We start from the raw sequence: 21,564 nt of genomic DNA on the forward strand, positions 1-21,564 counted from the left end.
CACGGACATGGCTACCTCCGACCTACCCGTCATCGTCATCGGCGCCGGACCCATCGGGCTCGCCGCCGCCGCCAACCTCCACCAGCGCGACATCCCCGCCCTCGTCCTCGAAGCAGGGGAGAACGCGGGTGCCGCAGTTCGCGCCTGGGCGCACATCAGGCTCTTCTCGCCCTGGTCCGAACTCGTCGACCCCGTCAGCGCCACGGTGCTCGACCGGGCCGGATGGGACGCGCCGAACGCGAAGCGGTACCCCACGGGCGCCGACTGGGCCGCCGGCTACCTCCAGCCGCTCGCCGACGCGCTCGGAACCGTCCGGTACGAGCACGTCGTCACCGGCGTGGCCAAGGAAGGCCGAGACGTCCTCGTCGACTCCGGGCGCGACCGGCAGCCCTTCACCGTCCACGTCACCACCCCCGACGGCGAGCAGCGCCTCCGAGCCCGAGCCGTCATCGACGCCACCGGCACCTGGGGCATCCCCAACCCACTCGGCAGCGACGGCCTCCCCGCCGTCGGCGAGCAGACCCATGCCGACAACATCACCTACCGCGTCCCTGACCTCGAGGACCCTGCCGTCCGAGCCCGGTACACCGGCAAGCACGTCGTCGTCGCAGGCACAGGAGCGTCCGCCAAGACAGCGCTCATCGCACTCGGCGACCTCGCGCAGCAGGACCCCGGCACCCGCGTCACCTGGATCGTGCGCCGACCGAGCACCGTCAACGCCTTCGGCGGCGGACAGGACGACGAGCTCAGCGAACGCGGCGCGCTCGGCGACCGCGCCCGACACGCCGTCTCCCAGCCAAGGACCACCACCGTCACCGGCTTCCGGACCGCCGCAGTGGAGACCCGCGACGACAGGATGGTGTTGACCTCCACCGACGGCGACACCCTCACCGACGTCGACGAGCTCATCGTGCTCACCGGGTTCCGACCCGACCTCTCCTTCCTGTCCGAGGTCCGCCTCGACCTCGAGAGCGTCCTCCAGGCCCCGCGCCAGCTCGCGCCCCTCATCGACCCCAACGTCCACTCCTGCGGGACCGTCTACCCCCACGGAGCGGCCGAGCTCGCCCAACCCGAGACCGGGTTCTTCATGGTCGGCATGAAGAGCTACGGGCGCGCCACGTCGTTCCTCGCCCTCACCGGCTTCGAACAGGCACGCTCCGTCGTCGCCAAGCTCGCGGGCGACGACGAGGCAGCCGCCCACGTCGACCTCGTCCTCCCCGAGACCGGGGTCTGCGGCGGCGCAGGGGACTTCGACGAGTCTGCGAGCGACTCGGGAGGCTGTTGCGGTGCGCCAGGCGACGCGGGCACGTTGCAGGTTGGTCTTGGGACTCGCTGAACGAGTCCCTTGGAGTTCAGTGCATCGCGGTCTTGGGTCGAAGATGAGCCGGGCGAGGCCCTGACGGCGCAGTACGCGATGCTCCACTCGTTCGCCGTGACCCCGCGATTGGCCGTCCTCCGCGGTGAGCATCCGCCGCGGAGACCGCTACTTCTTCTTCGTGCCGTACGGTGACTGATTCGTGGGCTTCAACGAAGTCCCCTGCTTTGCGGCCTGTCCTCGGATCGAGTCCTCGCTCCGCCCCATCTTGACGCCGATGACACGCGTGGGCGTGTTCCCGGCGGCAAGGTCCTTCAACTGCTTGCGGTCCGCAGCCGTCCAGGGATTGCCATGATTCTTCGGAGTCTTCGCCATCGTTCTGCCTTCTTTCGCATGCGCGGCGCCGACGCAGCCGCGTCGCTTTCGAGACTAGCCCCGGAACCGGACGAAAAGAGCGGATGGCGCCCTGTGTGATCGCTCTGGGATGACCGGCGCCGCTTGGGAGGCCGCTGGCCGTCGACATGCGAAGTGTCTCGCGAGACTCCGAGCCGATGAGAAGATCGAGTATGAGCGCCGATGCTGCCGCCGTCGTGTCGGCTATCGCGGCTGCGGCTAGCGCCGTGCTCACACTGATTGCCGTCGTCATCGCGGCCGCAACGCTCATCGGTGCGCGCAAGGACGCACAGCGCGCTACGGCTCAGGCAGAGACTGACCGCAGGGAAGATCTGCGGCCCTACCTCACGCCCGAACTGGAACGAGAACTCCTTAGCCACGGGACCTTGAACCTCGTCATCAAGAACTGGGGCCGCACGGCCGCACGCGACGTCCAGGTCGCCTTTACGCCTCCGCCCCCGACCGACTTGGTGTCGCTACCCGACAGCGACATGATGAAGTGGCTCTACGAGGCTTACGCAAAACCGATCACGCTTTGGCCGCCGCGGTGGCGCATGACGAACGTCTACCGCGCGGGACAGGACGAGACGGCGCCGGTCAGTCTCAAGATCACGTACGAGGGGCCCGATGGACACCAGTACGAAGACGACTTCACGCTCGACCCCGCGCCGCTGCTCAAGACCACTGCGAGCAGCCCGAGCGACCCTTCCACCTCTGACCCAGGCGCACGACAAGAAGCGTGGCTGAAGCGCATCGCTCGTGGTTTGGAAGCGCTCACCCGGACGATGCGGTGAACCCAAGGTGCAGTCAGCGGGTTCGAAGTACGCGCGCCCGCTCCGGTCTCGAGGTGCATCGCACACGACCGCACGAAGGCATCAACTGACAGGGGCCTCGTAGGACGCGATCGCTTGCGCGAGGAGCCGTTCGCCAGCGCGCACTGAACGTGCGTCACCCTCGAGGGGAAGAGATCCGACACGCTGATATCGAGGGCCTGGGCAAGCATCGGGAGATGACTCGCGCCAAGGTCCTGTTGGCCACGTTCGAGTCTCGACAGCGTGGAGTGGTGAACCCCAACGGCATCGGCGACAGACGCCAGGCTCAGGCCAAGTTCAGTTCGACGCGCAGCAACGCGGCGGCCCAGTTCGGTGAGGGTCGCTCGACGGCCTTCGGACCTGCCCGGGGTGTCAGTAACGGGCATCCACTCACTCCTTGATCGCGCAGGTTCAAGAGTTCAAACCCTCCCGCGACTTCCGCGGGCCTTCTTTGATCTGAGTCTGGGATTGGAGGGGTGGAGGGGAAACAATTACCCTGGAAAGCAGTCCCACTTACCGGGACCGCTCAGGTGGTCAGGAGCGGGGTCGAACCGCTGACCTTCCGCTTTTCAGGCGGACGCTCTACCAACTGAGCTACCTGACCGTCGCCCGTCGTCGTGCCGGGCGACGATCACCTTATCGCACGTCCTCGGGAGGATGCGCAGGCGGTGACCGTCGCCCGCGACGAGCGGGCTCAGACGACGGTGACGGCGTCGTCGAAGGAGATGCGCGGCAGTCGGTCGCCCCACGCGTCGGGGCCGGGGTGACCGATGTTGATGACGTACTCGGAGCGCCACGACGTGCCCGCGAGGAACTCGGCGTCGACGCCGGCGCGGTCGAAGCCGGCCATCGGACCTGCGGCCAGACCGGCCGCGCGGATGGCGAGGATCAGGTAGCCCGTCTGGAGCGCGGTGTTGAGACGTGCGTTGTCGACGCGCAGCTCGGCGTCGTCGTCGAACATCTTGCGCACACCGGGCGCGTGGGGGAAGTGCTCCGCGAGGCGCTCCTGGAAGGCCTCGTCGGCCGCGACGATGACGACGGCCGGCGCCGACGCCGTCTTCGCCTTGTTGCTGCCGCCCATGTGCTGCACGAGGCGCTCACGGGCCTCGGGGCTCTGCACCACGACGAGGCGCAGCGGCTGGTTGTTCATCGCCGTCGGGCCGAAGCGGAACAGGTCGTGGATCGCGCGGATGTCCTCGACCGTGACCGGCTCGTCGGTGAACGTGTTCGCGGTACGCGCCTCACGGAACAGCGCGTCGAGGGCCGCGTCGTCGAGGACGTACGGCGTCGTGCTCGTGGAAGTCATGGAACGTTCAACGATGTCCGGCGAGGGCCGATTCCCGGTGTGACGCAGACCATGTGCGGTCGGCGGTTTACCACGGTCCCGTGGTAAACGTCGTCGTCCCGAGGCAAGGATCCCGCGGGACGACGACGTTTCCCGCGGGAAGTTTGGACCGCGGGAGGGCGACGGCTGCCGGCTCCCGGGCAGGACCGCAGGACGAGGAAGGGCCCACGCCTCGCGGCATGGGCCCTTCCTCGTGCTTCTCTGCGACCCCGACGGGACTCGAACCCGCGACCTCCGCCGTGACAGGGCGGCGCGCTAACCAACTGCGCCACGGGGCCTTGCAGTGCGGCTCAACCGCGGACGCAACTGTATCCCATGCCCGCGACCACCCACACCAGGGCCCCCTCCCGGGTGGCTGGGTCGGGGGGCGCGGCTGCGCGGACCTAGCACGACCGACACCTCGCCAGCACCGCTCCCGCATCCTGGGACGTCGTCCGCGCGGACGCCCGGGACGGTTCGATCACACCCATGAGCCCACGACGTCGCCGCCACGCCCTGCCCCTCGCGCAGCTCGTGGAGCAGGCGACCTGTGTGGCCGAGCAGGTGCGGGCCGAGCTCCACTCCGTGCACGCCGACCCCGACGAGCGGTGGCACGTCCGCCTGCACCACGACGCCGACGTCGACGTCTGGCTCATCTCCTGGACGGAGGAGCAGGGCACGCAGCTCCACGGCCACGGCGGGTCCAGCGGCGCGTTCACCATCGTCGCCGGCGAGCTCGACGAGCTCGTGTGGGACCCGGGCACGCGCGACCTCGAGGAGAGCACCCGCACGCGCGGCGACGTGGTGGCGTTCGGCCCCGGCTACGTGCACGACGTGCGCAACACGCGAGAGGCCACCGCCGTCAGCGTGCACGTGTACTCGCCCCCGCTCGAGCGGATGGACTTCTTCGACGTCGAGCGTGGCTCGGACGGCGCCGACCGGCTCGTGCGCCTCGCGCACGTCTGGAGCGACGACCCCGAGATCGCCGCCCCCGAGAGCGTCCGCGGCCCCGCGGCAGGACGGGTCGCGTCGTGAGCGCGCTGCCCACCGAGCCGCCCGGACGGCGCGCCCGCTTCGCCTCCGTCGACGCGCTGCTCGCCGACGCCCGACGCCAGCTCGTGCGCGTCACGCCCCACCAGGCTGAGCACCGTGTCCGCGCCGGCGCCGTCCTCGTCGACATCCGACCGCAGTGGCAGCGTGAGGCCGACGGGGTGGTGCCGGGGGCGCTGCACATCGACCGCAACCACCTCGAGTGGCGTCTGCACCCCGAGTCGGGAGCGAGCCTCCCGCAGGCGGCGTGGGACGCCGAGTGGATCGTCCTGTGCACCGAGGGCTACACGTCGTCGCTCGCCGCCGCCGCGCTGCGCTCGCTCGGCCTCGACGCCACCGACGTCGTCGGGGGCATCCATGCCTGGCGTGCGGCCGGACTCCCGGTCTCGACCTTTCCGATTGCCGATGTCAGTGGGGCCGGGGAGACTGTCGTCCCATGATCGAGTACCGGTCCGTCGGGAAGACGTTCCCGGACGGGACCCAGGCCGTCGCCTCCTTCGACCTCACCATTCCCTCGCGCACCACCACCGTGTTCGTCGGCTCCTCCGGCTGCGGCAAGACGACGCTGCTGCGGATGGTCAACCGCATGGTCGACCCGACCGCCGGCCAGGTGCTCATCGACGACGTCGACGTCGCCACGCAGAACCCCGTTGCCCTGCGACGTAGCATCGGGTACGTCATGCAGCACGCCGGCCTGCTGCCGCACCGCAAGGTCGTCGACAACGTCGCCACGGTGCTCCGGCTCAACGGCTCCGACAAGAAGTCGGCGCGGGAGCGGTCGCTGGAGGTGCTGCACACGGTCGGGCTCGACGAGACCCAGGCGCGCAAGTACCCGGGCCAGCTGTCCGGCGGGCAGCAGCAGCGCGTCGGGGTGGCCCGCGGTCTCGCGGCCGACCCCAACATCCTGCTCATGGACGAGCCGTTCGGCGCGGTCGACCCGATCGTCCGGCTCGAGCTGCAGGCCGAGCTGCGCCGGCTCCAGACCCAGCTCGACAAGACGATCGTGTTCGTCACCCACGACATCGACGAGGCGTTCGCGCTCGGCGACCAGGTCGTCATCCTCAAGAAGGGTGGCGAGGTGGCCCAGGTCGGTGCCCCCGCCGACATCCTCGCCCGGCCGGCCGACGACTTCGTCGCCAGCTTCGTCGGCCTCGACAAGGGCGGCCGCTCGCTGCACGTGGAGGACCGCGAGGGCCGCAAGGTCGTCGTCGACGCGTCGGGGCGTCCCGCCGGCGTGCTGGAGGGCTGACCGGTGGAGTGGGCGTGGCGCAACCGTGACCAGGTGCTCGAGCTGTTCTGGCAGCACACCTGGCTGAGCGTCGTGCCCCTCGTGATCGGGTTCGCCGTCGCCGTGCCGATCGGCTGGTACGCCAGCCGGCACCCGCGGCTGCGGGGCACGCTGCTCGGCGCGGGCAGCGTGCTGTACACGATCCCCTCGCTGGCGCTGTTCGTCACGCTGCCCGGCATCATCGGGACGGGCTTCCTCGACCCCCTCAACGTGGTGGTGGCGCTCAGCATCTACGCCGTCGCGATCATGGTGCGCACCGCCGCCGACGCGTTCGCCTCCGTCTCGCCCGCCGTGCTCGACTCCGCGACCGCCACCGGGTACTCCTCCCGCCAGCGCGGGTTCGGCGTCGAGCTGCCGCTGGCCGGCCCGGTCCTGCTGGCCGGCATCCGCGTGGTCAGCGTCTCGACCGTCAGCCTGGTCAGCGTCGGTGCCCTGATCGGCGTCTCCAGCCTCGGGTCGCTGTTCACCAACGGCTACCGACGCGACTTCCTCACCGAGATCGTCGTCGGCCTCGTGGGCATCGTGGTCCTGGCGCTCGTCCTCGACGCCCTCCTGGTGCTCGCCGGACGACTGCTCATGCCGTGGAGCCGAGCGAGCAGTCGCCCACGCGGCCCGCTCTGGCGCCGTCTGGTCGGACGTCCGAGCGCTGTCGGAGGGGTCGCATGAGCGTCGTCTCCGACGCCGTCGACTGGCTCACCGACGGCGCGCACTGGACCGGCGACGCCGGCATCCCGAACCGCGTGCTCGAGCACCTCGGCTACACCGGCCTCACCCTCGTCGTCGCCTCGGCGATCGCCGTGCCGCTCGGGCTGTACATCGGTCACACCGGACGCTTTCGCGGCCTGGCGATCGGGGTCACCGGCGCGCTGCGCGCCCTGCCCACGCTCGGGGTGCTGACGCTCCTCACGCTGCTGCTCGGCCTCGGTCTCGAGGCGCCGATCCTCGCACTCACGGTGCTGGCGGTGCCGCCGCTGCTCGCCGGCGTGTACGCGGGCGTGGAGTCCGTCGACCCCCAGACCGTCGACGCCGCCCGCGCGCAGGGCATGACCGAGTGGCAGGTGCTCACTCGCGTCGAGGTCCCGCTGGGCCTGCCCCTCGTCGTCGGCGGCTTCCGCGCCGCGACGCTGCAGGTCGTCGCGACCGCGACCGTCGCGGCCTACGTGTCCCTCGGCGGCCTCGGGCGCTACATCTTCGACGGCCAGGCCGTGCGCGACTACCCGCAGATGGTCGGTGGGTCGGTCGTCGTGGTCGTCCTCGCGCTGCTGCTCGACGGTCTGTTCGCCGTCGCGCAGGCGGCGGCCGAGCGGCGGGCCCGCCCCTCCCGACCGGCCACCAGCGCTTCCTCCAGCACCGATCCGACCCCCACCAGCCAGAGCACGACCACCCCCTAGGAGAGACATGTCCGTGCACAAGATCGGGCTCGGCGCCGCGCTCGCGGCCGCTGCCCTGACGTTGACCGCCTGCGGCGGCGACCCCACCGAGTCGGGCGCCTCCAGCTCCGACTCCGACACGATCGTCATCGGCTCCGCCGACTTCGGCGAGTCCGAGATCATCGCCGAGATCTACGCCCAGGCGCTCGAGGCCAAGGACGTCAAGGTCGAGAAGAAGCTGCGCATCGGCGCGCGCGAGGCCTACATCCCGGCGCTGGAGAACGGCGAGATCGACCTGATCCCCGAGTACACCGGCAACCTCCTGCTCTACTTCGACAAGAACGCCACGGCCACCGAGTCCGGCGCCGTCGACGACGCCCTCGAGGACGCGCTGCCCGAGAAGCTCGAGACCTTCGAGCCGGCCGCCGCCGAGGACAAGGACTCCTACAACGTCACGTCGGAGCTGTCGGAGAAGGAGGGCATCACCTCCATCGGCGACCTCAAGAAGCTCGGCACCGTCAAGGTCGGCGGCAACCCCGAGTTCGAGACCCGCTCCTACGGCGTGCCCGGCCTGAAGAAGGTCTACGGCGTCGAGGACGTCGACTTCACGGCGATCAGCGACTCCGGCGGACCGGCCACGGTCAAGGCGCTGAAGGACGGCGACGTCGACGTCGCGAACATCTACTCCACGACCCCCTCCATCGCCGCCAACGACCTGGTGACGCTCGAGGACCCGGAGAACCTCATCGCGGCGCAGAACATCGTCCCGCTGATCAACGAGGCGAAGGCCAGCGACACGGTCGAGGACACCCTCGACGCGGTGTCGGAGCAGCTCACCACCGAGGACCTCATCGAGCTGAACGGTCGCGTCGACGGTGACGAGAAGGCCGACCCGGCCATGGTCGCCAAGGAGTGGCTGCAGGAGAAGAACCTCATCTGAGGTCGCCCACGCCCACCCGACGCCCCCTCCTCACGGCCTCTTCCGAGGCGCGCGGAGGGGGCGTCGTCGCGTGCGAGCACGCCGCCTCGACCTGTGGCACCCTGTGACTCGTGCCACACGCCGACCTGCGGGGGATCTCCTTCCACCACACCGACACCGGTGAGCCCTGGCCGGGTGCTCCGACCCTCGTGATGGGGCACGGTCTGCTGTTCAGCGGGTGGATGTTCCACCCGCAGGTGGCTGCGCTGCGCGACCGGTACCGGTGCATCACCGTCGACTGGCGCGGGCAGGGCGACACGCCGGCGGCCGAGGACGGGACCGCCGACATGGACTCCCTGACCGGCGACCTGGTGGCCCTGCTGGACCACCTGGGTCTCGGAGCCGTGCACTACGCCGGTCTGTCGATGGGCGGATTCGTCGGCATGCGACTCGCCGCCCGGCACCCGGAGCGGGTGCGCTCGCTCGTGCTGCTCGACACCAGTGCCGGTCCCGAGGACCCGGACAAGGTGGCCCAGTACCGGCTGCTGGCCCGGGTCTACCGCTGGCTCGGCATCGGACCGGTGCGCGGCAAGGTCGAGCCGCTGATGTTCGGGCCGCACCTGCTCGCGTCGCCGCGGCGCGCGGAGGTCGTCGACCCGTGGGTGGCCAAGCTGCGCACGGTCGACCGGCCCGGCATGCGCGCCGCCATCCTCGGGGTCACCGACCGGCAGCCGGTGGTCGACGAGCTGCCCCTGATCACCGCTCCCACGCTCGTCGTGGTCGGCGCCGACGACGTCGCGACGCCCGTGGCCAAGGCGGAGGCGATCGCGGCCGCCATCCCCGGCGCACGGCTCGAGGTCGTGCCGGACGCTGGGCACTCCAGCACCGTCGAGCAGCCGGAGGCGGTCACCCGGCTGATGGAGTCGTTCCTCGCCGAGCACTGACGGCCCGGACCACGCTGCGCGTCGCGCCCGCTCAGCCGAGGACGGTCCACGGCCGACGCGGCACCGTCGCAGGGTGGAAGGACTCCAGGAGCTCCGCTGGGGTGTCGCCGACGAGGCCCAGTGACTCGACGACCATCGACCACGCGCGGTCGCGACCGAGGTCGGTCAGGGTCACCGCACCGTCACGCTTCGCGAGGCGACGGCCGTCGACGTTGACCGCCAGCGGCACGTGCGCGTACGTGGGCTGGGGCAGGTCGAGCAGCGACGCGAGGTAGGCCTGGCGGGCTGCCGAGGTGAGGAGGTCGTCGGCCCGGACCACCTGGTCGACGTCCTGCGCCGCGTCGTCGACCACCACGGCGAGGTTGTAGGCGGGGGTGCCGTCGTTGCGGCGCAGCACGACGTCGTCCACGACGCCCTCGACGTCACCGTGCAGGACGTCGTGCACCGTCCAGGAGGTCACGGCGGCGCGTAGCCGCAGGGCGGCGGGCCGCGCCGTCGCCCGGGCCTCCCGCTGCGCGTCGGTCAGGTCGCGGCAGGTTCCCGGGTAGGCGCCCGGCGGCAGGTGCGGTGCGGAGGGCGCCTCCTGGACCTCTCGACGAGTGCAGAAGCAGGGGTAGACGAGGTCGGCGTCGGCGAGCGCCTGGACGGCCGCGTCGTACGCCGCGAGGCGCTCGCTCTGGTGGACCACCGGTCCGTCCCAGTCGAGCCCGAGTGCGACGAGGGCGTCGAGCTGTCGCTGCTCCGCGCCCGGACGGACACGGTCGAGGTCCTCCACGCGCAGGACGAAGTCCCGCCCGGTCGAGCGCGCGAACAGCCAGGCGAGCAGCGCCGTGCGGAGGTTACCGACGTGCAGGTCGCCGGACGGCGAGGGAGCGAAGCGTCCGGCGGGCATCTTCGGAGTATGTCGGATGGGTCTCGACGTAGCGGACGACCATCGTGACGAGGCGGTGGGCCCCGAGCAGGAAGATGGCGCCGACGAAGAGCGTCAGGACGAGGCTGAGGAAGGTGAGGAAGACGACGACCATGACGCCACTGTAGGTCGCGAACTACACCGTTCCAACTCGGATCTGCGCAGGTCAGACGGTATCTCTGGAGATTCGCCCACAATGTGACGAAGATCACTTCTGCGGTCTCGCGCGAGTGCTCCTGCGGTTGCACGTGCGGGCGGACGGGACGCACGACCGACGGTGGCGGGTCCGGGGGCGCGGGTGCCCGCTCCCGTAGGATCGGCTCTCGTCGGGCAGTGCGCCCGAGACCTGAGGAGGCGTGGTGGTGGCGGAGTCGAACGCGTCGACGATGCGCTCGCTCGACCGCGCCATCGACGTGCTCGAGGTCCTCGAGGCCGCGCCGCACGGGCTGCGGCTGAGCGAGATCGCCCGCCGCTCGGGTCTGCACGTGGCCACCGCCCAGCGGATCCTGGGAGCGCTCGAGACCCGTGGTCGGGTCGAGCGCGAGGACAACCGGTACCGCGCCGGGGTCGGCCTGCTCTTCGGGGCGCACGCCTTCCTGACCGGCAGTCCGCTGGTGCTGAACGCCCGTCCCGTGCTGCAGGATCTCGCCGCCGAGACCGGGCTCGCCTCGTCGGTCTTCGTGCGCACCGGCACCAGTCGCGCCGTCATCGCCCGTGTCGAGGGCTCCAACCCGCTGCGCTACGAGCTGCCCGTCGGGGAGCGACTGCCGCTGCACCTGGGAGCGGGCAAGGTGCTCGCCGCCTACCTGCCGGAGTCGTTGCAGCAGCGGGTGGTCGACGAGGCGGTGCCGTTCGTCACCGCCAGCGGCGTCGAGATCGACGTCGAGGCGTGGCGCGAGGCTCTGGTGACGATCCGAGCGCGCGGCTACGTGGTCTCCGAGGGAGAGCGCGTCATCGGTGCCCGCTCCGTCGCGGCCGCCGTGCGCCTGGGCGACGACGTCGTGGCCGCCCTCCAGGTGGCGGGCACGACCGAGACGTTCCCGGAGTCGCGGATCGAGGCGTGGTCGGCAGCCGTGCGCAACGCCGCCTCGGCACTCGGTCGCCGGCTCTGAGCCCTGCTCGCCGGAGCGGCCCCCTCGCTCAGCGCAGCGCCGTCGCGTTGGCCGGCGAGCCGACCCCGCCCTCGAGGTGCAGCGGCTTGACGACGACGAGGCACTGCCAGCGCTGGTCCTGCGCGCACGCCGCCGCGAGGGCGTCGAGACGCCACAGCTCGCCGAGCGGCATCCCGAGGGAGGCGATCAGCTCCTGGTGCATCATCCCGGCGTCCTCGACGGCCGACGCGGCGAATTCGCTGTCGGGCACCACAGGCAGCCGCTCGACCGCGAACGTGTCGGTGGCGAACAGGGCGACCCGGTGGTCCCAGAGCCACCGGGGGAGTGCGCGGCGCTGCGCGAAGCCCGTGGCGCAGCGACGGTCGCGGACCTCGGTGCGCGCCTCGCGGTCCAGGCCGAGGTACCACGACGCCCAGCCGGTGTGCACGAGCACGAGGTCGCCCGGCTCGACGGCGACGTCCTGGCGGCGGGCGGCGGCCTCCAGGTCGTCGACCTCGAGGACCTCGCCCCGCGCGTGGTCCAGCGGCGCACCGAGATCGACCCGGGCGGCCGCGACGTCGAGCAGCACCCCGCGCCCCACCACAGGCCGTTCGGCCCAGCGCTGCACCCCGAGGGTGGGACTGCCGACGGCGATCTGTGCGTCGGCGTGCCCGTCGTAGAACCCCCAGTCCTGGGCGCGGCGGTGCCGCAGACCGTCGACCTGCGAGCTCGCCTGCAGGAAGAAGTCGAGGCTGTCGTCGCGCGACTGGGGGTGCCCGGCGACGATCGTGTGCCGGGGGGCCTGGCGGGCGCGCGCCATGGGCGGGTCGAAGGCGGCGAGGCCGTGGTCGAGGTTCACGACCTCGCCCGTCCGCACCAGCGACGCCGCCGCGAGAACCTGCTCCGCTCCGGCGAGGTCGGCCATGCCGCGCTCGCTGGTCGGGTCGAACAGTCCCCAGGTGGAGCCGGGAGGGGCGTCACCGCGTCGCAGCAGGTCGTCGTACGACGCGGTGACGTCGAGGCGCCCGTCAGGCATCCTCGTCCCTCGCGCTGGCGGGTCGCAGGTACTCGAGCGCGAACGCGAACAGCCCGCACACGGTGGCGACCGTGAAGGTCGGCGGTCCGAGCCGTTCGCCGAGCGCGGCCACCGCGGGACCGTCGCCGGCGACGAGCTGCACGGCCTGTGCCCCGACGAGCACGAACCCGCCGGCCAGGAACACCAGGAGCGTGACGACGAAGCCGAGGCGCAGGAAGGACCGCAGTCGAGCCGTCGCCGGTCTCTCGGACGGTGCGGTGGACGGATCGATGGTCGTCGGGTGGTCGAGGGGGTTCATACGGGCAGCACTCCAGACGCGATGAGGACGCCGATGCCCAGGATGGGCAGGCAGAAGTAGGTGACGAGGGGGCGGAACATCGTGGCGGGGTCGACCTGGGCGAGTCCTGCGGCGACGTAGATCGGCGCACCGGACGGGGGCGAGGCGCCCTCGGTCGAGGCGAAGATCAGGACGGCCGTCGCTGCCACGGCCGGCTCGACGCCGACCCCGATGAGCGCGGCCACGGCCACCGGCCCGATCGCCGCCATCGTGGCCGACGCGGTCAGCGGGATGGCGATCGCGACCACGACGGCCCCGACGATGAGCGCCATCACCGGGCGGGGGGCGTCGACGGCCTCCAGCGCGGTGGTCAGCTGCGCGGGCAGTCCGAGCTCGCCGAGCACGTTGGCCGCCGCGAACGCGGCCACGATCGTCACGCCGATGACGCCGAACCGCGGCGCGGCTCCCGCGAGGAGCTCGAACCAGTTGCGTCCCCCGCGAGGCAGGTGTCGCCGGCCGAGGAACCCGACGATCGCGATCATGAGGACGGGGATCCAGACGATGAGGCTGAGCGCCTCACCCGTGTCGACGCCGACGTAGTCGCTGAGCCGCGCCGACGTCCAGCCCATCGTGAGCAGGACCGGCACGACCATCCCGATGAACAGGGTCAACGAGGTCCACCCCCGGGAGAGGCTGCGCCTGAACGGCAGTCGGTCGGCGGGGTCCATCGCGCGCAGGTCGTACTTGCGGACCATGTAGGCGTTCACCATGAGGCGCACGCCGAGGCACCAGAGACCACCGATCGCCAGCGGGATGACCAGCTCGTCCACCGTGAGCGTCCCGGTGGTCGCCAGGGCGCCCGTGAGGATGAACATCGTCGAGCTGAACGGGAAGGTGACGCCCATGCCGGCACACCCGGCAACGACGCTGCCCGCGATCTCCGGGCGGACCTGCGCGCGCTTCATCCAGGGGATCGTGATCGAGCCGACCGCCGCCGTGACCGACGCGCCCACGTGGGCGACGGAGCCGAACGCCCCGGCCGCGACGGTGCTCGTGTAGACGGGTCCGCCGCGGACGCGGCCGAGCACCGAGTTCAGGATGTCGATCATCCGGTCCAGCACCGGCGTCTGGCCCAGGACGTAGCTCATGAAGACGAAGGCGAGGCCCGCGAACATGACCTGCTCCTGCGTGGCCTCCCAGAACGCGTGGGTGAGGACGGTCCAGGCGTCGGCGCCGGCGAAGGCCGTGACGACGAGCAGACCGACCAGCATGGCCTCGCCGATGTTGCGGCCGAGGACGAAGTTCCAGACGATGATGGCCGCCATGTAGACGAGCAGGGCGATGATCGCGCTCACGACACCTCCTCCTTTGTCCGACGGTACGCGTCGACGGCTGCAGCAATGCCCTCACGACGCCGGGCCTCGTCCTCCTGCACGGCGCGGGCGGCGGGGAGGAGGGCCGGAGCCTCGTGCGGCCGGACGAACGTGACGCCGTCGCCGTCGGCCACCACGAGGTCGCCCTCGAGGCACACGACCCCGCCCACCGACACGGGCTCACCGTGGTGGAAGGGCCCGTTCTTGTAGGGGCCTGCGGCGTTGCGGGCGCGGTGCCAGATGGGGAAGCCCATGTCCTGCAGGTCCTCCGCGTCGCGGATGGCGCCGTCGATGACCATGCCGGCGACCCCCTTGGCGATGAGGCGACCGGCGATGAGCTCACCGACCAGGGCGCGGCTGGTGTCGGCCTGTCCGTCGACGACGATCACGTCGTGCGGGCGGGCCTGCTCGATGATGCGCTGGATCCCGACGTTGTCGCCGCCCGCGACGGTCACGGTGCGGGCGCGGCCGACCATGCTCGCACCGCGCCACGGGGCGTGCAGGTCGCGGGTGATGCCGAGACGGCCGCGGGCGTCGCCGATGTTCGCCACGGGCAGGTCCTGCCAGGCGCGGAGCACGTCGGCGTCGACGATCGTGTGGTTCTCGGCGAGCTGCTGGTGCAGGGCCGCGGTCGCGCGGGCCATGACGGGGACAAGGCCCGCGTCGGCGATCTGCCGGGTGGCGTCGCGCATCTCGTGAGCGCGGCGTGCGGCGTGCTTGTAGGTGCTGTCGTAGAGCCGGTCCATCGCGACGGCGCCGTCGGCGAGCTGCTCGGCGACCTGTTCGCGGGTCCAGTCCTCGAGCCCGGCGGCCCGGCCGGCCTCGAGCGTCTCGACGATGAGCGCCGCGACTCCCTTCATCCAGCTCGAGCGGACCAGCTTGCGGGTGGCGGCGTCGCCGGGCGCCCCGCCGATGTCGTCGACGTCGGCACCGAGCGCGGCGAACAACGAGGCGGCGACGGGGCTGCCGGAGCCGCTGACGATCAGCGGGGTGCGAGCGCCGAAGGTCGGGACCGAGCCGATCACGGCGACGTCGGCGAGGAGGACGTCGTGCCCCTCGAGCGCGGCGCGGACGTCGTCCTTGAGGGCCGACGAGCCCGAGTTCATGTCGGCGAAGCAGGAGCCGGGACGCATCGCGGTGGCGGCCTCGGTGGCGACGGCCACGGCGGCGCGCGCGCCCGTGAGGCCGAGCACGACGTCGGCCTCGAGGACCGCGTCGGCGATCGAGATCGCGCGGACGACGTGGTCGGGCGTGGGGACGTCGCCCGGGTCGTAGCCCGTGACGTCCCAGCCCTGCATCGTGCAGGCCGACGCGTAGAGCGCGCCTGCTTCCCCGAGTCCAAGTACCGCTACGTGCATCACATTCTCATTCCGTGAGAGGTTGTATCGAAACGAGTGTGAGGGGCGGCACACCATTCGTCAAGCGCGTCACGTGACAGGGGCCACGTGCGGGCCCTGGAGATGCCCTGACGTGGTGCCGTCAGGTCACGTGGTCGGGCGCGACGCAGCACGACGGCGTCACGGCGCGACACAGGGGGACGCGGCGATCACGCGTGCGGGAGGGCGGGTCGCCGAGCGACCTGCCGGTGGTACCCCCTACGGGATTCGAACCCGCGCTACCGCCTTGAAAGGGCGGCGTCCTGGGCCGCTAGACGAAGGGGGCGCGGCGGACCCAGCATACGGGTGGCGGGCCCCGTCGGCCTGCACGCCCGGGTCCCCACCGGCCCTCGGGCAGGATGGGGGCGTGGTGGAGATGAGCGAGGACCGGTTCGCCGAGCTGGTCGAGGCCGCGTTCGCGCAGGTGCCGCAGGAGCTGACCGCACTGCTCGACAACGTCGTGCTGTTCGTCGAGGACGACGCACCCGCCGACGACCCCGACCTGCTCGGTCTCTACGACGGGGTGGCCCTCACCGAGCGCGACACCGCGTACGGCGGCGTCCTGCCCGACCGCATCATGATCTTCCGCCGCCCGACCCTGGCGATCTGCGAGACGGAGGCCGAGGTCGTCGAGGAGGTCGGCATCACGGTGGTCCACGAGATCGCCCACCACTTCGGCATCGACGACGAGCGCCTGCACGAGCTCGGCTATGCGTAGCGAGGTCCGCCGCGCGGGCGAGCGGTACGTGACCGAGGGCGACGGCGTCCGGACCCTGCACTCGTTCTCCTACGGCATCCACTACGACCCCGCCAACACGGGCTTCGGCGCCGTCGTGGCGGTCAACGAGGAGGTCGTCGACCCGGGTTGCGGGTACGCCGAGCACCGCCACAGCGACGTCGAGATCGTCACCTGGGTGCTCGACGGCGAGCTCGCCCACCGCGACACGACCGGGACCCACGGCAGCGTGCGACCCGGCACGGCGCAGCGCCTGAGCGCAGGCGAGGGGGCGCGGCACGAGGAGCTGAACGCCTCCGACGTCGAGCCGCTGCGGTTCGTCCAGACGATGCTGCGCTCGCGGCACGCGTCGGCACCGGAGTACGCGTCGCTCGTCGTGCCGACGGGCCCCGGCCTGCACCCCGGCGTCACGCTGCACGCCGACGCGGAGCTGCTCGTCGCGCGCCCGAGCGTCGACGCGCCCGTGACCGTCCCCGCCTCGCCCGCCCTCCTCGTGCACGTGACACGGGGCTCCGTGCAGGTGGCGGGAGGGCTGCTCGGTCCCGGCGACGCGCTGCGGGCCGACGAGGTCGAGGACGACGTCGTGCTGGCGGGTGACGGCGAGGCGCTCGTGTGGCGGCTCGGCGCCGCGACCTGACACCTGTGCCGTGAGAGCTGGGCCGTGAGAGCTGAGTGGTGAGAGCCGCGCCACAGTAGTTGATGTTTGCAACCTCCGGGTGGCGTCTGGAAAAAGGTCGCACTTAGGCTGAGGTCATGGCTGACGTCCTGAAGGGGTGGACCGAGCACCAGCGCGCCGTCGACCGTCTGCTCGCCTCCTACGCGGCGATCCCGCCTGGATCGCCGGTACGACTGGCGAAGCGGACGAGCAACCTGTTCCGGCCGCGTGCCACGACCGACGCGCCGGGGCTCGACGTCAGCGGGCTCGACGGCGTCGTCGCCCTCGACGTCGACGCGCGCACGGCGGACGTGCAGGGCATGTGCACCTACGAGGACCTCGTCGACGCGACCCTGCCGCACGGACTCATCCCGTACGTCGTGCCGCAGCTGCGCACGATCACGCTCGGCGGCGCCGTCACCGGTCTCGGCATCGAGTCGACGTCGTTCCGCAACGGGCTCCCGCACGAGTCGGTGCTGGAGATGGACGTGCTCACCGGGTCCGGCGAGGTGGTCACCTGCCGGCCCGGCGACGACCTCTTCGACGCCTTCCCGAACTCCTACGGCAGCCTCGGCTACGCCACCCGCCTGCGCATCCGGCTCGAGGCCGTCCCGCCGTACGTCGCGCTGCGCCACGTCCGCTTCGACGACGCCAAGCAGGCGGCGCAGGCCCTGGCCGACGTCACCGAGACGCAGCAGTGGCACGGCGAGCCGGTGCACGGCCTCGACGCCACCGCGTTCACGCCCACCGAGGTCTACGTGACGCTCGCGCGGTTCACCGACGAGCCGGGCCCGACGTCGGACTACGCGGGCCAGGACGTCTACTACCGTTCGCTGCAGCGTCGCGAGACCGACCGGCTGACCATGTACGACTACCTCTGGCGCTGGGACACCGACTGGTTCTGGTGCTCGGCCGCGTTCGGTGCCCAGCAGCCCCTCGTGCGTCGGCTCTGGCCGCGACGCTGGCGTCGCTCCGACGTCTACCACCGCCTGGTCTCCCTCGACACCCGCGTCGGGCTGAGCAGGCTGCTCGACCGAGTTACGAAGGTCCCCGGTCGCGAGCGCGTCATCCAGGACGTCGAGGTCCCCGTCGACGCCGTGCCGGCCTTCCTGGAGTGGTTCGACGCCGAGGTGGGCATGCGGCCGGTGTGGCTGTGCCCGCTGCGCACCACCCGGGCCTGGGCCGGCTACCCGCTCGCGCCCGGCGAGACCTACGTCAACCTCGGCTTCTGGGGCACGGTCGTCGTGCCGGCCGGGACGCCCGAGGGTGCCGTGAACCGACGCATCGAGGAGCACGTGCACACCCTCGGCGGCCACAAGTCCCTCTACTCCGAGGCCTTCTACGACGAGGACACCTTCGCCCAGCTCTACGGCACCGCCGCGCTCGACGCGGTCCGCGCCGTCCACGACCCCGAGGGGCGCCTCAGCTCCCTGTACGAGAAAGCGGTGAGGAACTCATGAGCAGCATCCGCGAGAGCGAGACGTTGACGATCGCCGAGGCCGTGTCGCGCCTGATGCGCGACGGCATGCCGTTCCGGCTCGAGGCGTACGACGGCAGCAGCGCCGGACCGGTGGACGCGCCCTTCACGGCGCGACTGGTCAACGAGCGCGGCCTGGCCTACCTCATGACCGCTCCCGGCGACCTCGGCTTCGCCCGGGCGTTCGTCTCCGGCGACCTCGAGCTCGACGGCGTCTCGCTGGCCGACCCCTACGAGATGATGGCGCTCGTGCAGAGCCGGCTGCGCCTGCGCGTGCCCGGCCCGGCCGAGCTGCTGCAGATCGTGCGCAGCCTCGGCCTCTCGAACCTGAAGCCGCCGCCCCCGCCGCCGGAGGAGCACCAGCCCCGCTGGCGTCGCATGGTCGAGGGCCTGCGTCACAGCAAGGCCCGTGACGCCGAGGCGATCCACCACCACTACGACGTCTCCAACCGCTTCTACGAGGTCGTCCTCGGTCCGTCGATGGCCTACACCTGCGCCGTCTTCCCCGACCAGGACGCCACCCTCGAGCAGGCGCAGTTCGAGAAGTTCGACCTCGTGTGCCGCAAGCTCGGGCTCAAGCCCGGCGACCGGCTGCTCGACGTCGGCTGCGGCTGGGGCGGCATGGTCCGCCACGCCGCCCAGCACTACGGCGTGCAGGCGCTCGGTGTGACGCTGAGCCGTCAGCAGGCGGAGTGGGCGCAGCAGGCGATCAAGGACGAGGGCCTCGACCACCTCGCCGAGGTCCGCTTCGGCGACTACCGCGACGTCGAGGAGGAAGGCTTCGACGCCGTGTCCTCGATCGGCCTGCTCGAGCACATCGGGGTCCGCAACTACCCCGACTACTTCACGTTCCTGCAGGGCAAGCTGCGCGTCGGCGGTCGGATGCTCAACCACTGCATCACGCGTCGCGACGGGTCGCTGTCGACCAAGGCAGGGGCCTTCATCGACCGCTACGTCTTCCCCGACGGCGAGCTGGCACCCGTCGGCACCATCGTGACCGCCATGCACGACCACGGGCTCGAGGTCCGCCACGTGGAGGACCTGCGCGAGCACTACGCGCTCACGCTGCGCGACTGGTGCCGCAACCTCGAGCAGGGCTGGGACGACGCGCTCGGCGAGGTCAGCCTCGGCGTCGCCAAGGTCTGGGGCCTGTACATGGCCGGCTCGCGGCTCGCGTTCGAGCGCAACGAGATCGGCCTGCACCAGGTGCTCGGCGTCAAGGTCGGCGACGACGGCGACGCGCAGATGCCGCTGCGCCCGACCTGGGGCAGCTGAGCCTCAGGCGAGGTCGACCACGACGGGGGCGTGGTCGCTCGCGCCCTTGCCCTTGCGCTCCTCGCGGTCGATGAACGCCCCGTCGACGCGTGCCGCGAGGGCGGGGGAGGCGAGCACGAAGTCGATGCGCAGACCGCGCTTCTTCGGGAACGCGAGCTGCTGGTAGTCCCAGTAGGTGTACGTGCCGGGCCCGGGGGCGTAGGGGCGGACGACGTCGCTGAAGCCGGTGTCGACCATGGCGCGGAACGCGGCACGCTCGGGCTCGGACACGTGGGTCTTGCCCTCGAAGACCGCCATGTCCCACACGTCGTCGTCCTGCGGGGCGATGTTCCAGTCGCCGGTGAGCGCGATCTGCGCGTCGGGGTCGGCCGCGAGCCACCCCTCGGCGTCGGCACGGAGTCGGGCCAGCCACTCGAGCTTGTAGGCGTAGTGCTCGTGCTCGAGGTCGCGACCGTTCGGCACGTACAGGCTCCACACGCGCACGCCGCCGCACGTCGCGCCGACCGCGCGGGGCTCCAGCACGGGCGGGTCGCCGAACGTCGGCTGGTCGGCGAACGACGTCGTGACGTCGTCGAGCCCGACCCGCGACAGCAGGGCCACCCCGTTCCACTGGTTGAGACCGACGTGGACGTACTCGTAGCCCATCGACGAGAGCTCGAGCGCCGGGAACTGGTCCTCGCGGCACTTCGTCTCCTGGATCGCCAGCACGTCGACGTCGTGCCGCTCCAGGAAGGCCGTCACCCGGTCGACGCGGCTACGGATCGAGTTCACGTTCCAGGTCGCGATACGCACCCCCCGAACCTACCAACAGCCTCGCGACTCCCCACGATTCGGAACGTCATCGCCCTTCTTGGGCGCAGAGATGGGCGATGAGGTTCCGAATCGTCGGGGGAGGGAGGAGTCTGTGGGCAGCGGGATGAGCGGGCGAGGCGTCCAGGCCAGGCTTCCAGGCATGGAGGACGTGCCTGATGAGTTGCGGGACCGACCGTTCACGTCCGCCGAGGCGGCACGGTCGGGCGTGACGTGGAAGGCGCTGCAGGGTCGGCGCTACCGGCGCCTCTTCCCCGACGTGTACGTCTGGTCCGGGCTCGACGTCGGGCTCCAGGTGCTGGCCCGCGGCGCGCTGCTGAAGCTGCCCGACGACACCGTGGTCAGCGGTGTCACGGCCGCGCGTGCGTGGGGGTTCGACCCGTCCGGGCACCGGGGCCTGCACTTCGCGACGCAGTCGGACGCGCGGACGCGGCTGCCTGTGCACCTGCACCGGCACCGTCACCCGATCGACCACGTCCGACGCGACGGCTTCCGGGTCACGACCGCGGCACGGACGGTGGTCGACTGCGCGCGCGAGCTCGGCCTCGTGCAGCTCGTGCAGCTGATGGATCACCTGGTGAACATCGGGGCGCTGACGCGGGACCAGCTCTTCGGCTACTGCTGGGGTCGTCACCTGCACGGGGTCCGCCGCGCACGCCGCGCCCTCGTCCTGGTCGCCGACGGTGCGGAGTCGCCGCGGGAGACGACGCTGAGGCTGATGGTGGTGCTGGCCCGACTCCCTCGCCCTCGACTGAACGTCGACGTGCGCGACGAGCGAGGTCGGTTCGTGGCCCGGGTCGACATGCTGCTCGAGGAGTACCGCGTGGTCGTGGAGTACGACGGCCGTCATCACGAGACGGACCCGCGCCAGTGGCATCGCGACCGGTTGCGTCGCGAAGCACTGGAGGCGCTGGGCTACCGCGTGGTGATCGTGTCAGCCGAGGACCTGCGCGACCCTGCGCAGGTCGTGCGCCGGATCCATCAGGCTCTCGTCTCGCGTGGCTACCGCGGTCCCGACCCGGTCATGAGCGCGATGTGGCACCGCTGGTTCCCGGCATCGCGATGACTTTCGCCCAAGATTCGGAACGTCATCGCCCCTCTCTGGCGCGCAGAAGGGCGATGACGTTCCGAAT

Annotated in this window: 23 protein-coding genes, 3 tRNA genes and 1 pseudogene; 15 read left to right on the forward strand and 12 right to left on the reverse strand. The window is 71.3% G+C overall.

Annotated elements, in window-relative coordinates:
* The first annotated feature begins 7 nt into the window (after nt 1-7).
* Both NH339_RS05315 and NH339_RS05320 read left to right on the forward strand, forming a co-directional pair.
* Nucleotides 8-1,336: an NAD(P)-binding domain-containing protein gene (locus tag NH339_RS05315; RefSeq protein ID WP_253023263.1), complete on the forward strand. Its 1,329-nt coding sequence runs from the start codon at nt 8-10 to the stop codon at nt 1,334-1,336.
* Nucleotides 1,337-1,881: 545 nt separating this feature from the next.
* Nucleotides 1,882-2,502, forward strand: a complete 621-nt coding sequence (locus tag NH339_RS05320) for a hypothetical protein (protein ID WP_253023265.1) — start codon at nt 1,882-1,884, stop codon at nt 2,500-2,502.
* A gap of 179 nt (nt 2,503-2,681) precedes the next feature.
* Here the strand turns inward: NH339_RS05320 and NH339_RS19000 are convergent.
* The 4 genes and pseudogenes from NH339_RS19000 to NH339_RS05335 all read right to left on the reverse strand — a co-directional run.
* Nucleotides 2,682-2,906: pseudogene (locus NH339_RS19000) on the reverse strand (helix-turn-helix domain-containing protein); the annotation flags it as partial.
* A 145-nt stretch (nt 2,907-3,051) separates the two neighbouring features.
* Nucleotides 3,052-3,124, reverse strand: a tRNA-Phe gene (locus tag NH339_RS05325).
* Between the two features lie 90 nt (nt 3,125-3,214).
* Nucleotides 3,215-3,826 (reverse strand): malonic semialdehyde reductase, encoded by a 612-nt coding sequence (locus NH339_RS05330; RefSeq protein ID WP_253023267.1) that lies wholly within the window; start codon nt 3,824-3,826, stop codon nt 3,215-3,217.
* A 243-nt stretch (nt 3,827-4,069) separates the two neighbouring features.
* Nucleotides 4,070-4,143, reverse strand: a tRNA-Asp gene (locus NH339_RS05335).
* A 190-nt stretch (nt 4,144-4,333) separates the two neighbouring features.
* Here NH339_RS05335 and NH339_RS05340 point away from each other — a divergent pair.
* From NH339_RS05340 to NH339_RS05370, 7 genes are all read left to right on the forward strand, one after another.
* Nucleotides 4,334-4,879: a cysteine dioxygenase family protein gene (locus tag NH339_RS05340; RefSeq protein ID WP_253023269.1), complete on the forward strand. Its 546-nt coding sequence runs from the start codon at nt 4,334-4,336 to the stop codon at nt 4,877-4,879.
* Complete coding sequence (locus NH339_RS05345; RefSeq protein WP_253023271.1) at nt 4,876-5,334, forward strand: rhodanese-like domain-containing protein; 459 nt, start codon at nt 4,876-4,878, stop codon at nt 5,332-5,334. Before NH339_RS05340 ends, NH339_RS05345 begins: the two co-directional genes overlap by 4 nt.
* Nucleotides 5,331-6,143: an ABC transporter ATP-binding protein gene (locus NH339_RS05350; protein WP_253023273.1), complete on the forward strand. Its 813-nt coding sequence runs from the start codon at nt 5,331-5,333 to the stop codon at nt 6,141-6,143. The genes NH339_RS05345 and NH339_RS05350 overlap by 4 nt, the downstream gene beginning before the upstream one ends.
* Nucleotides 6,144-6,146: 3 nt before the next feature.
* Nucleotides 6,147-6,848 (forward strand): ABC transporter permease, encoded by a 702-nt coding sequence (locus NH339_RS05355; RefSeq protein WP_253023275.1) that lies wholly within the window; start codon nt 6,147-6,149, stop codon nt 6,846-6,848.
* Nucleotides 6,845-7,573: an ABC transporter permease gene (locus NH339_RS05360; protein ID WP_253023277.1), complete on the forward strand. Its 729-nt coding sequence runs from the start codon at nt 6,845-6,847 to the stop codon at nt 7,571-7,573. The genes NH339_RS05355 and NH339_RS05360 overlap by 4 nt, the downstream gene beginning before the upstream one ends.
* A 7-nt stretch (nt 7,574-7,580) precedes the next feature.
* Nucleotides 7,581-8,492 (forward strand): ABC transporter substrate-binding protein, encoded by a 912-nt coding sequence (locus NH339_RS05365; RefSeq protein ID WP_253023279.1) that lies wholly within the window; start codon nt 7,581-7,583, stop codon nt 8,490-8,492.
* A 110-nt stretch (nt 8,493-8,602) separates the two neighbouring features.
* Complete coding sequence (locus tag NH339_RS05370) at nt 8,603-9,415, forward strand: alpha/beta fold hydrolase (protein WP_253023281.1); 813 nt, start codon at nt 8,603-8,605, stop codon at nt 9,413-9,415.
* Nucleotides 9,416-9,446: 31 nt separating this feature from the next.
* On the opposite strand, the gene gluQRS is transcribed toward NH339_RS05370, so the two are convergent.
* Complete coding sequence (gluQRS, locus tag NH339_RS05375; protein WP_253023283.1) at nt 9,447-10,307, reverse strand: tRNA glutamyl-Q(34) synthetase GluQRS; 861 nt, start codon at nt 10,305-10,307, stop codon at nt 9,447-9,449.
* The gene (locus NH339_RS05380; RefSeq protein ID WP_067854345.1) at nt 10,255-10,440 is read right to left on the reverse strand and encodes a hypothetical protein; all 186 of its coding nucleotides are present in this window, start codon (nt 10,438-10,440) and stop codon (nt 10,255-10,257) included. The genes gluQRS and NH339_RS05380 overlap by 53 nt, the downstream gene beginning before the upstream one ends.
* 247 nt (nt 10,441-10,687) lie before the next feature.
* On the opposite strand from NH339_RS05380, the gene NH339_RS05385 reads away from it, so the two are divergent.
* Complete coding sequence (locus NH339_RS05385; protein ID WP_253023285.1) at nt 10,688-11,437, forward strand: IclR family transcriptional regulator; 750 nt, start codon at nt 10,688-10,690, stop codon at nt 11,435-11,437.
* A 28-nt stretch (nt 11,438-11,465) separates the two neighbouring features.
* On the opposite strand, the gene NH339_RS05390 is transcribed toward NH339_RS05385, so the two are convergent.
* The 5 genes from NH339_RS05390 to NH339_RS05410 form a co-directional block, all read right to left on the reverse strand.
* Complete coding sequence (locus tag NH339_RS05390; protein ID WP_253023287.1) at nt 11,466-12,452, reverse strand: cyclase family protein; 987 nt, start codon at nt 12,450-12,452, stop codon at nt 11,466-11,468.
* Complete coding sequence (locus NH339_RS05395) at nt 12,445-12,750, reverse strand: hypothetical protein (RefSeq protein WP_253023289.1); 306 nt, start codon at nt 12,748-12,750, stop codon at nt 12,445-12,447. The genes NH339_RS05390 and NH339_RS05395 overlap by 8 nt, the downstream gene beginning before the upstream one ends.
* The gene (locus tag NH339_RS05400) at nt 12,747-14,084 is read right to left on the reverse strand and encodes a TRAP transporter large permease subunit (RefSeq protein WP_253023291.1); all 1,338 of its coding nucleotides are present in this window, start codon (nt 14,082-14,084) and stop codon (nt 12,747-12,749) included. The genes NH339_RS05395 and NH339_RS05400 overlap by 4 nt, the downstream gene beginning before the upstream one ends.
* Complete coding sequence (locus NH339_RS05405; RefSeq protein ID WP_253023293.1) at nt 14,081-15,460, reverse strand: DUF1932 domain-containing protein; 1,380 nt, start codon at nt 15,458-15,460, stop codon at nt 14,081-14,083. Before NH339_RS05405 ends, NH339_RS05400 begins: the two co-directional genes overlap by 4 nt.
* Before the next feature lie 228 nt (nt 15,461-15,688).
* Nucleotides 15,689-15,764 (reverse strand) — tRNA-Glu (locus tag NH339_RS05410).
* 90 nt (nt 15,765-15,854) lie between these two features.
* Between NH339_RS05410 and NH339_RS05415 the strand changes: the two genes are divergently transcribed.
* The 4 genes from NH339_RS05415 to NH339_RS05430 all read left to right on the forward strand — a co-directional run bounded on the left by NH339_RS05415 (nt 15,855) and on the right by NH339_RS05430 (nt 19,621).
* Nucleotides 15,855-16,196, forward strand: a complete 342-nt coding sequence (locus NH339_RS05415) for a metallopeptidase family protein (protein WP_256475015.1) — start codon at nt 15,855-15,857, stop codon at nt 16,194-16,196.
* Complete coding sequence (locus NH339_RS05420; protein WP_253023297.1) at nt 16,189-16,851, forward strand: pirin family protein; 663 nt, start codon at nt 16,189-16,191, stop codon at nt 16,849-16,851. Before NH339_RS05415 ends, NH339_RS05420 begins: the two co-directional genes overlap by 8 nt.
* A 116-nt stretch (nt 16,852-16,967) precedes the next feature.
* Nucleotides 16,968-18,329, forward strand: a complete 1,362-nt coding sequence (locus NH339_RS05425) for an FAD-binding oxidoreductase (RefSeq protein WP_253023299.1) — start codon at nt 16,968-16,970, stop codon at nt 18,327-18,329.
* Nucleotides 18,326-19,621 carry a class I SAM-dependent methyltransferase gene (locus NH339_RS05430; protein WP_253023302.1) on the forward strand — a complete coding sequence of 432 codons (1,296 nt, stop codon included), beginning with the start codon at nt 18,326-18,328 and terminating at the stop codon, nt 19,619-19,621. Before NH339_RS05425 ends, NH339_RS05430 begins: the two co-directional genes overlap by 4 nt.
* 3 nt (nt 19,622-19,624) lie before the next feature.
* Here NH339_RS05430 and NH339_RS05435 read toward each other — a convergent pair whose 3' ends face one another.
* Nucleotides 19,625-20,413 (reverse strand): exodeoxyribonuclease III, encoded by a 789-nt coding sequence (locus NH339_RS05435; protein WP_067854369.1) that lies wholly within the window; start codon nt 20,411-20,413, stop codon nt 19,625-19,627.
* Between the two features lie 169 nt (nt 20,414-20,582).
* Between NH339_RS05435 and NH339_RS18780 the strand changes: the two genes are divergently transcribed.
* Nucleotides 20,583-21,497 carry a DUF559 domain-containing protein gene (locus NH339_RS18780; protein ID WP_253023304.1) on the forward strand — a complete coding sequence of 305 codons (915 nt, stop codon included), beginning with the start codon at nt 20,583-20,585 and terminating at the stop codon, nt 21,495-21,497.
* The last annotated feature ends 67 nt before the right edge of the window (nt 21,498-21,564 follow it).

Origin of the sequence: Aeromicrobium sp. CnD17-E (genome assembly GCF_024124745.1) — a bacterium.
In the GTDB taxonomy this organism is placed as follows: domain Bacteria; phylum Actinomycetota; class Actinomycetes; order Propionibacteriales; family Nocardioidaceae; genus Aeromicrobium.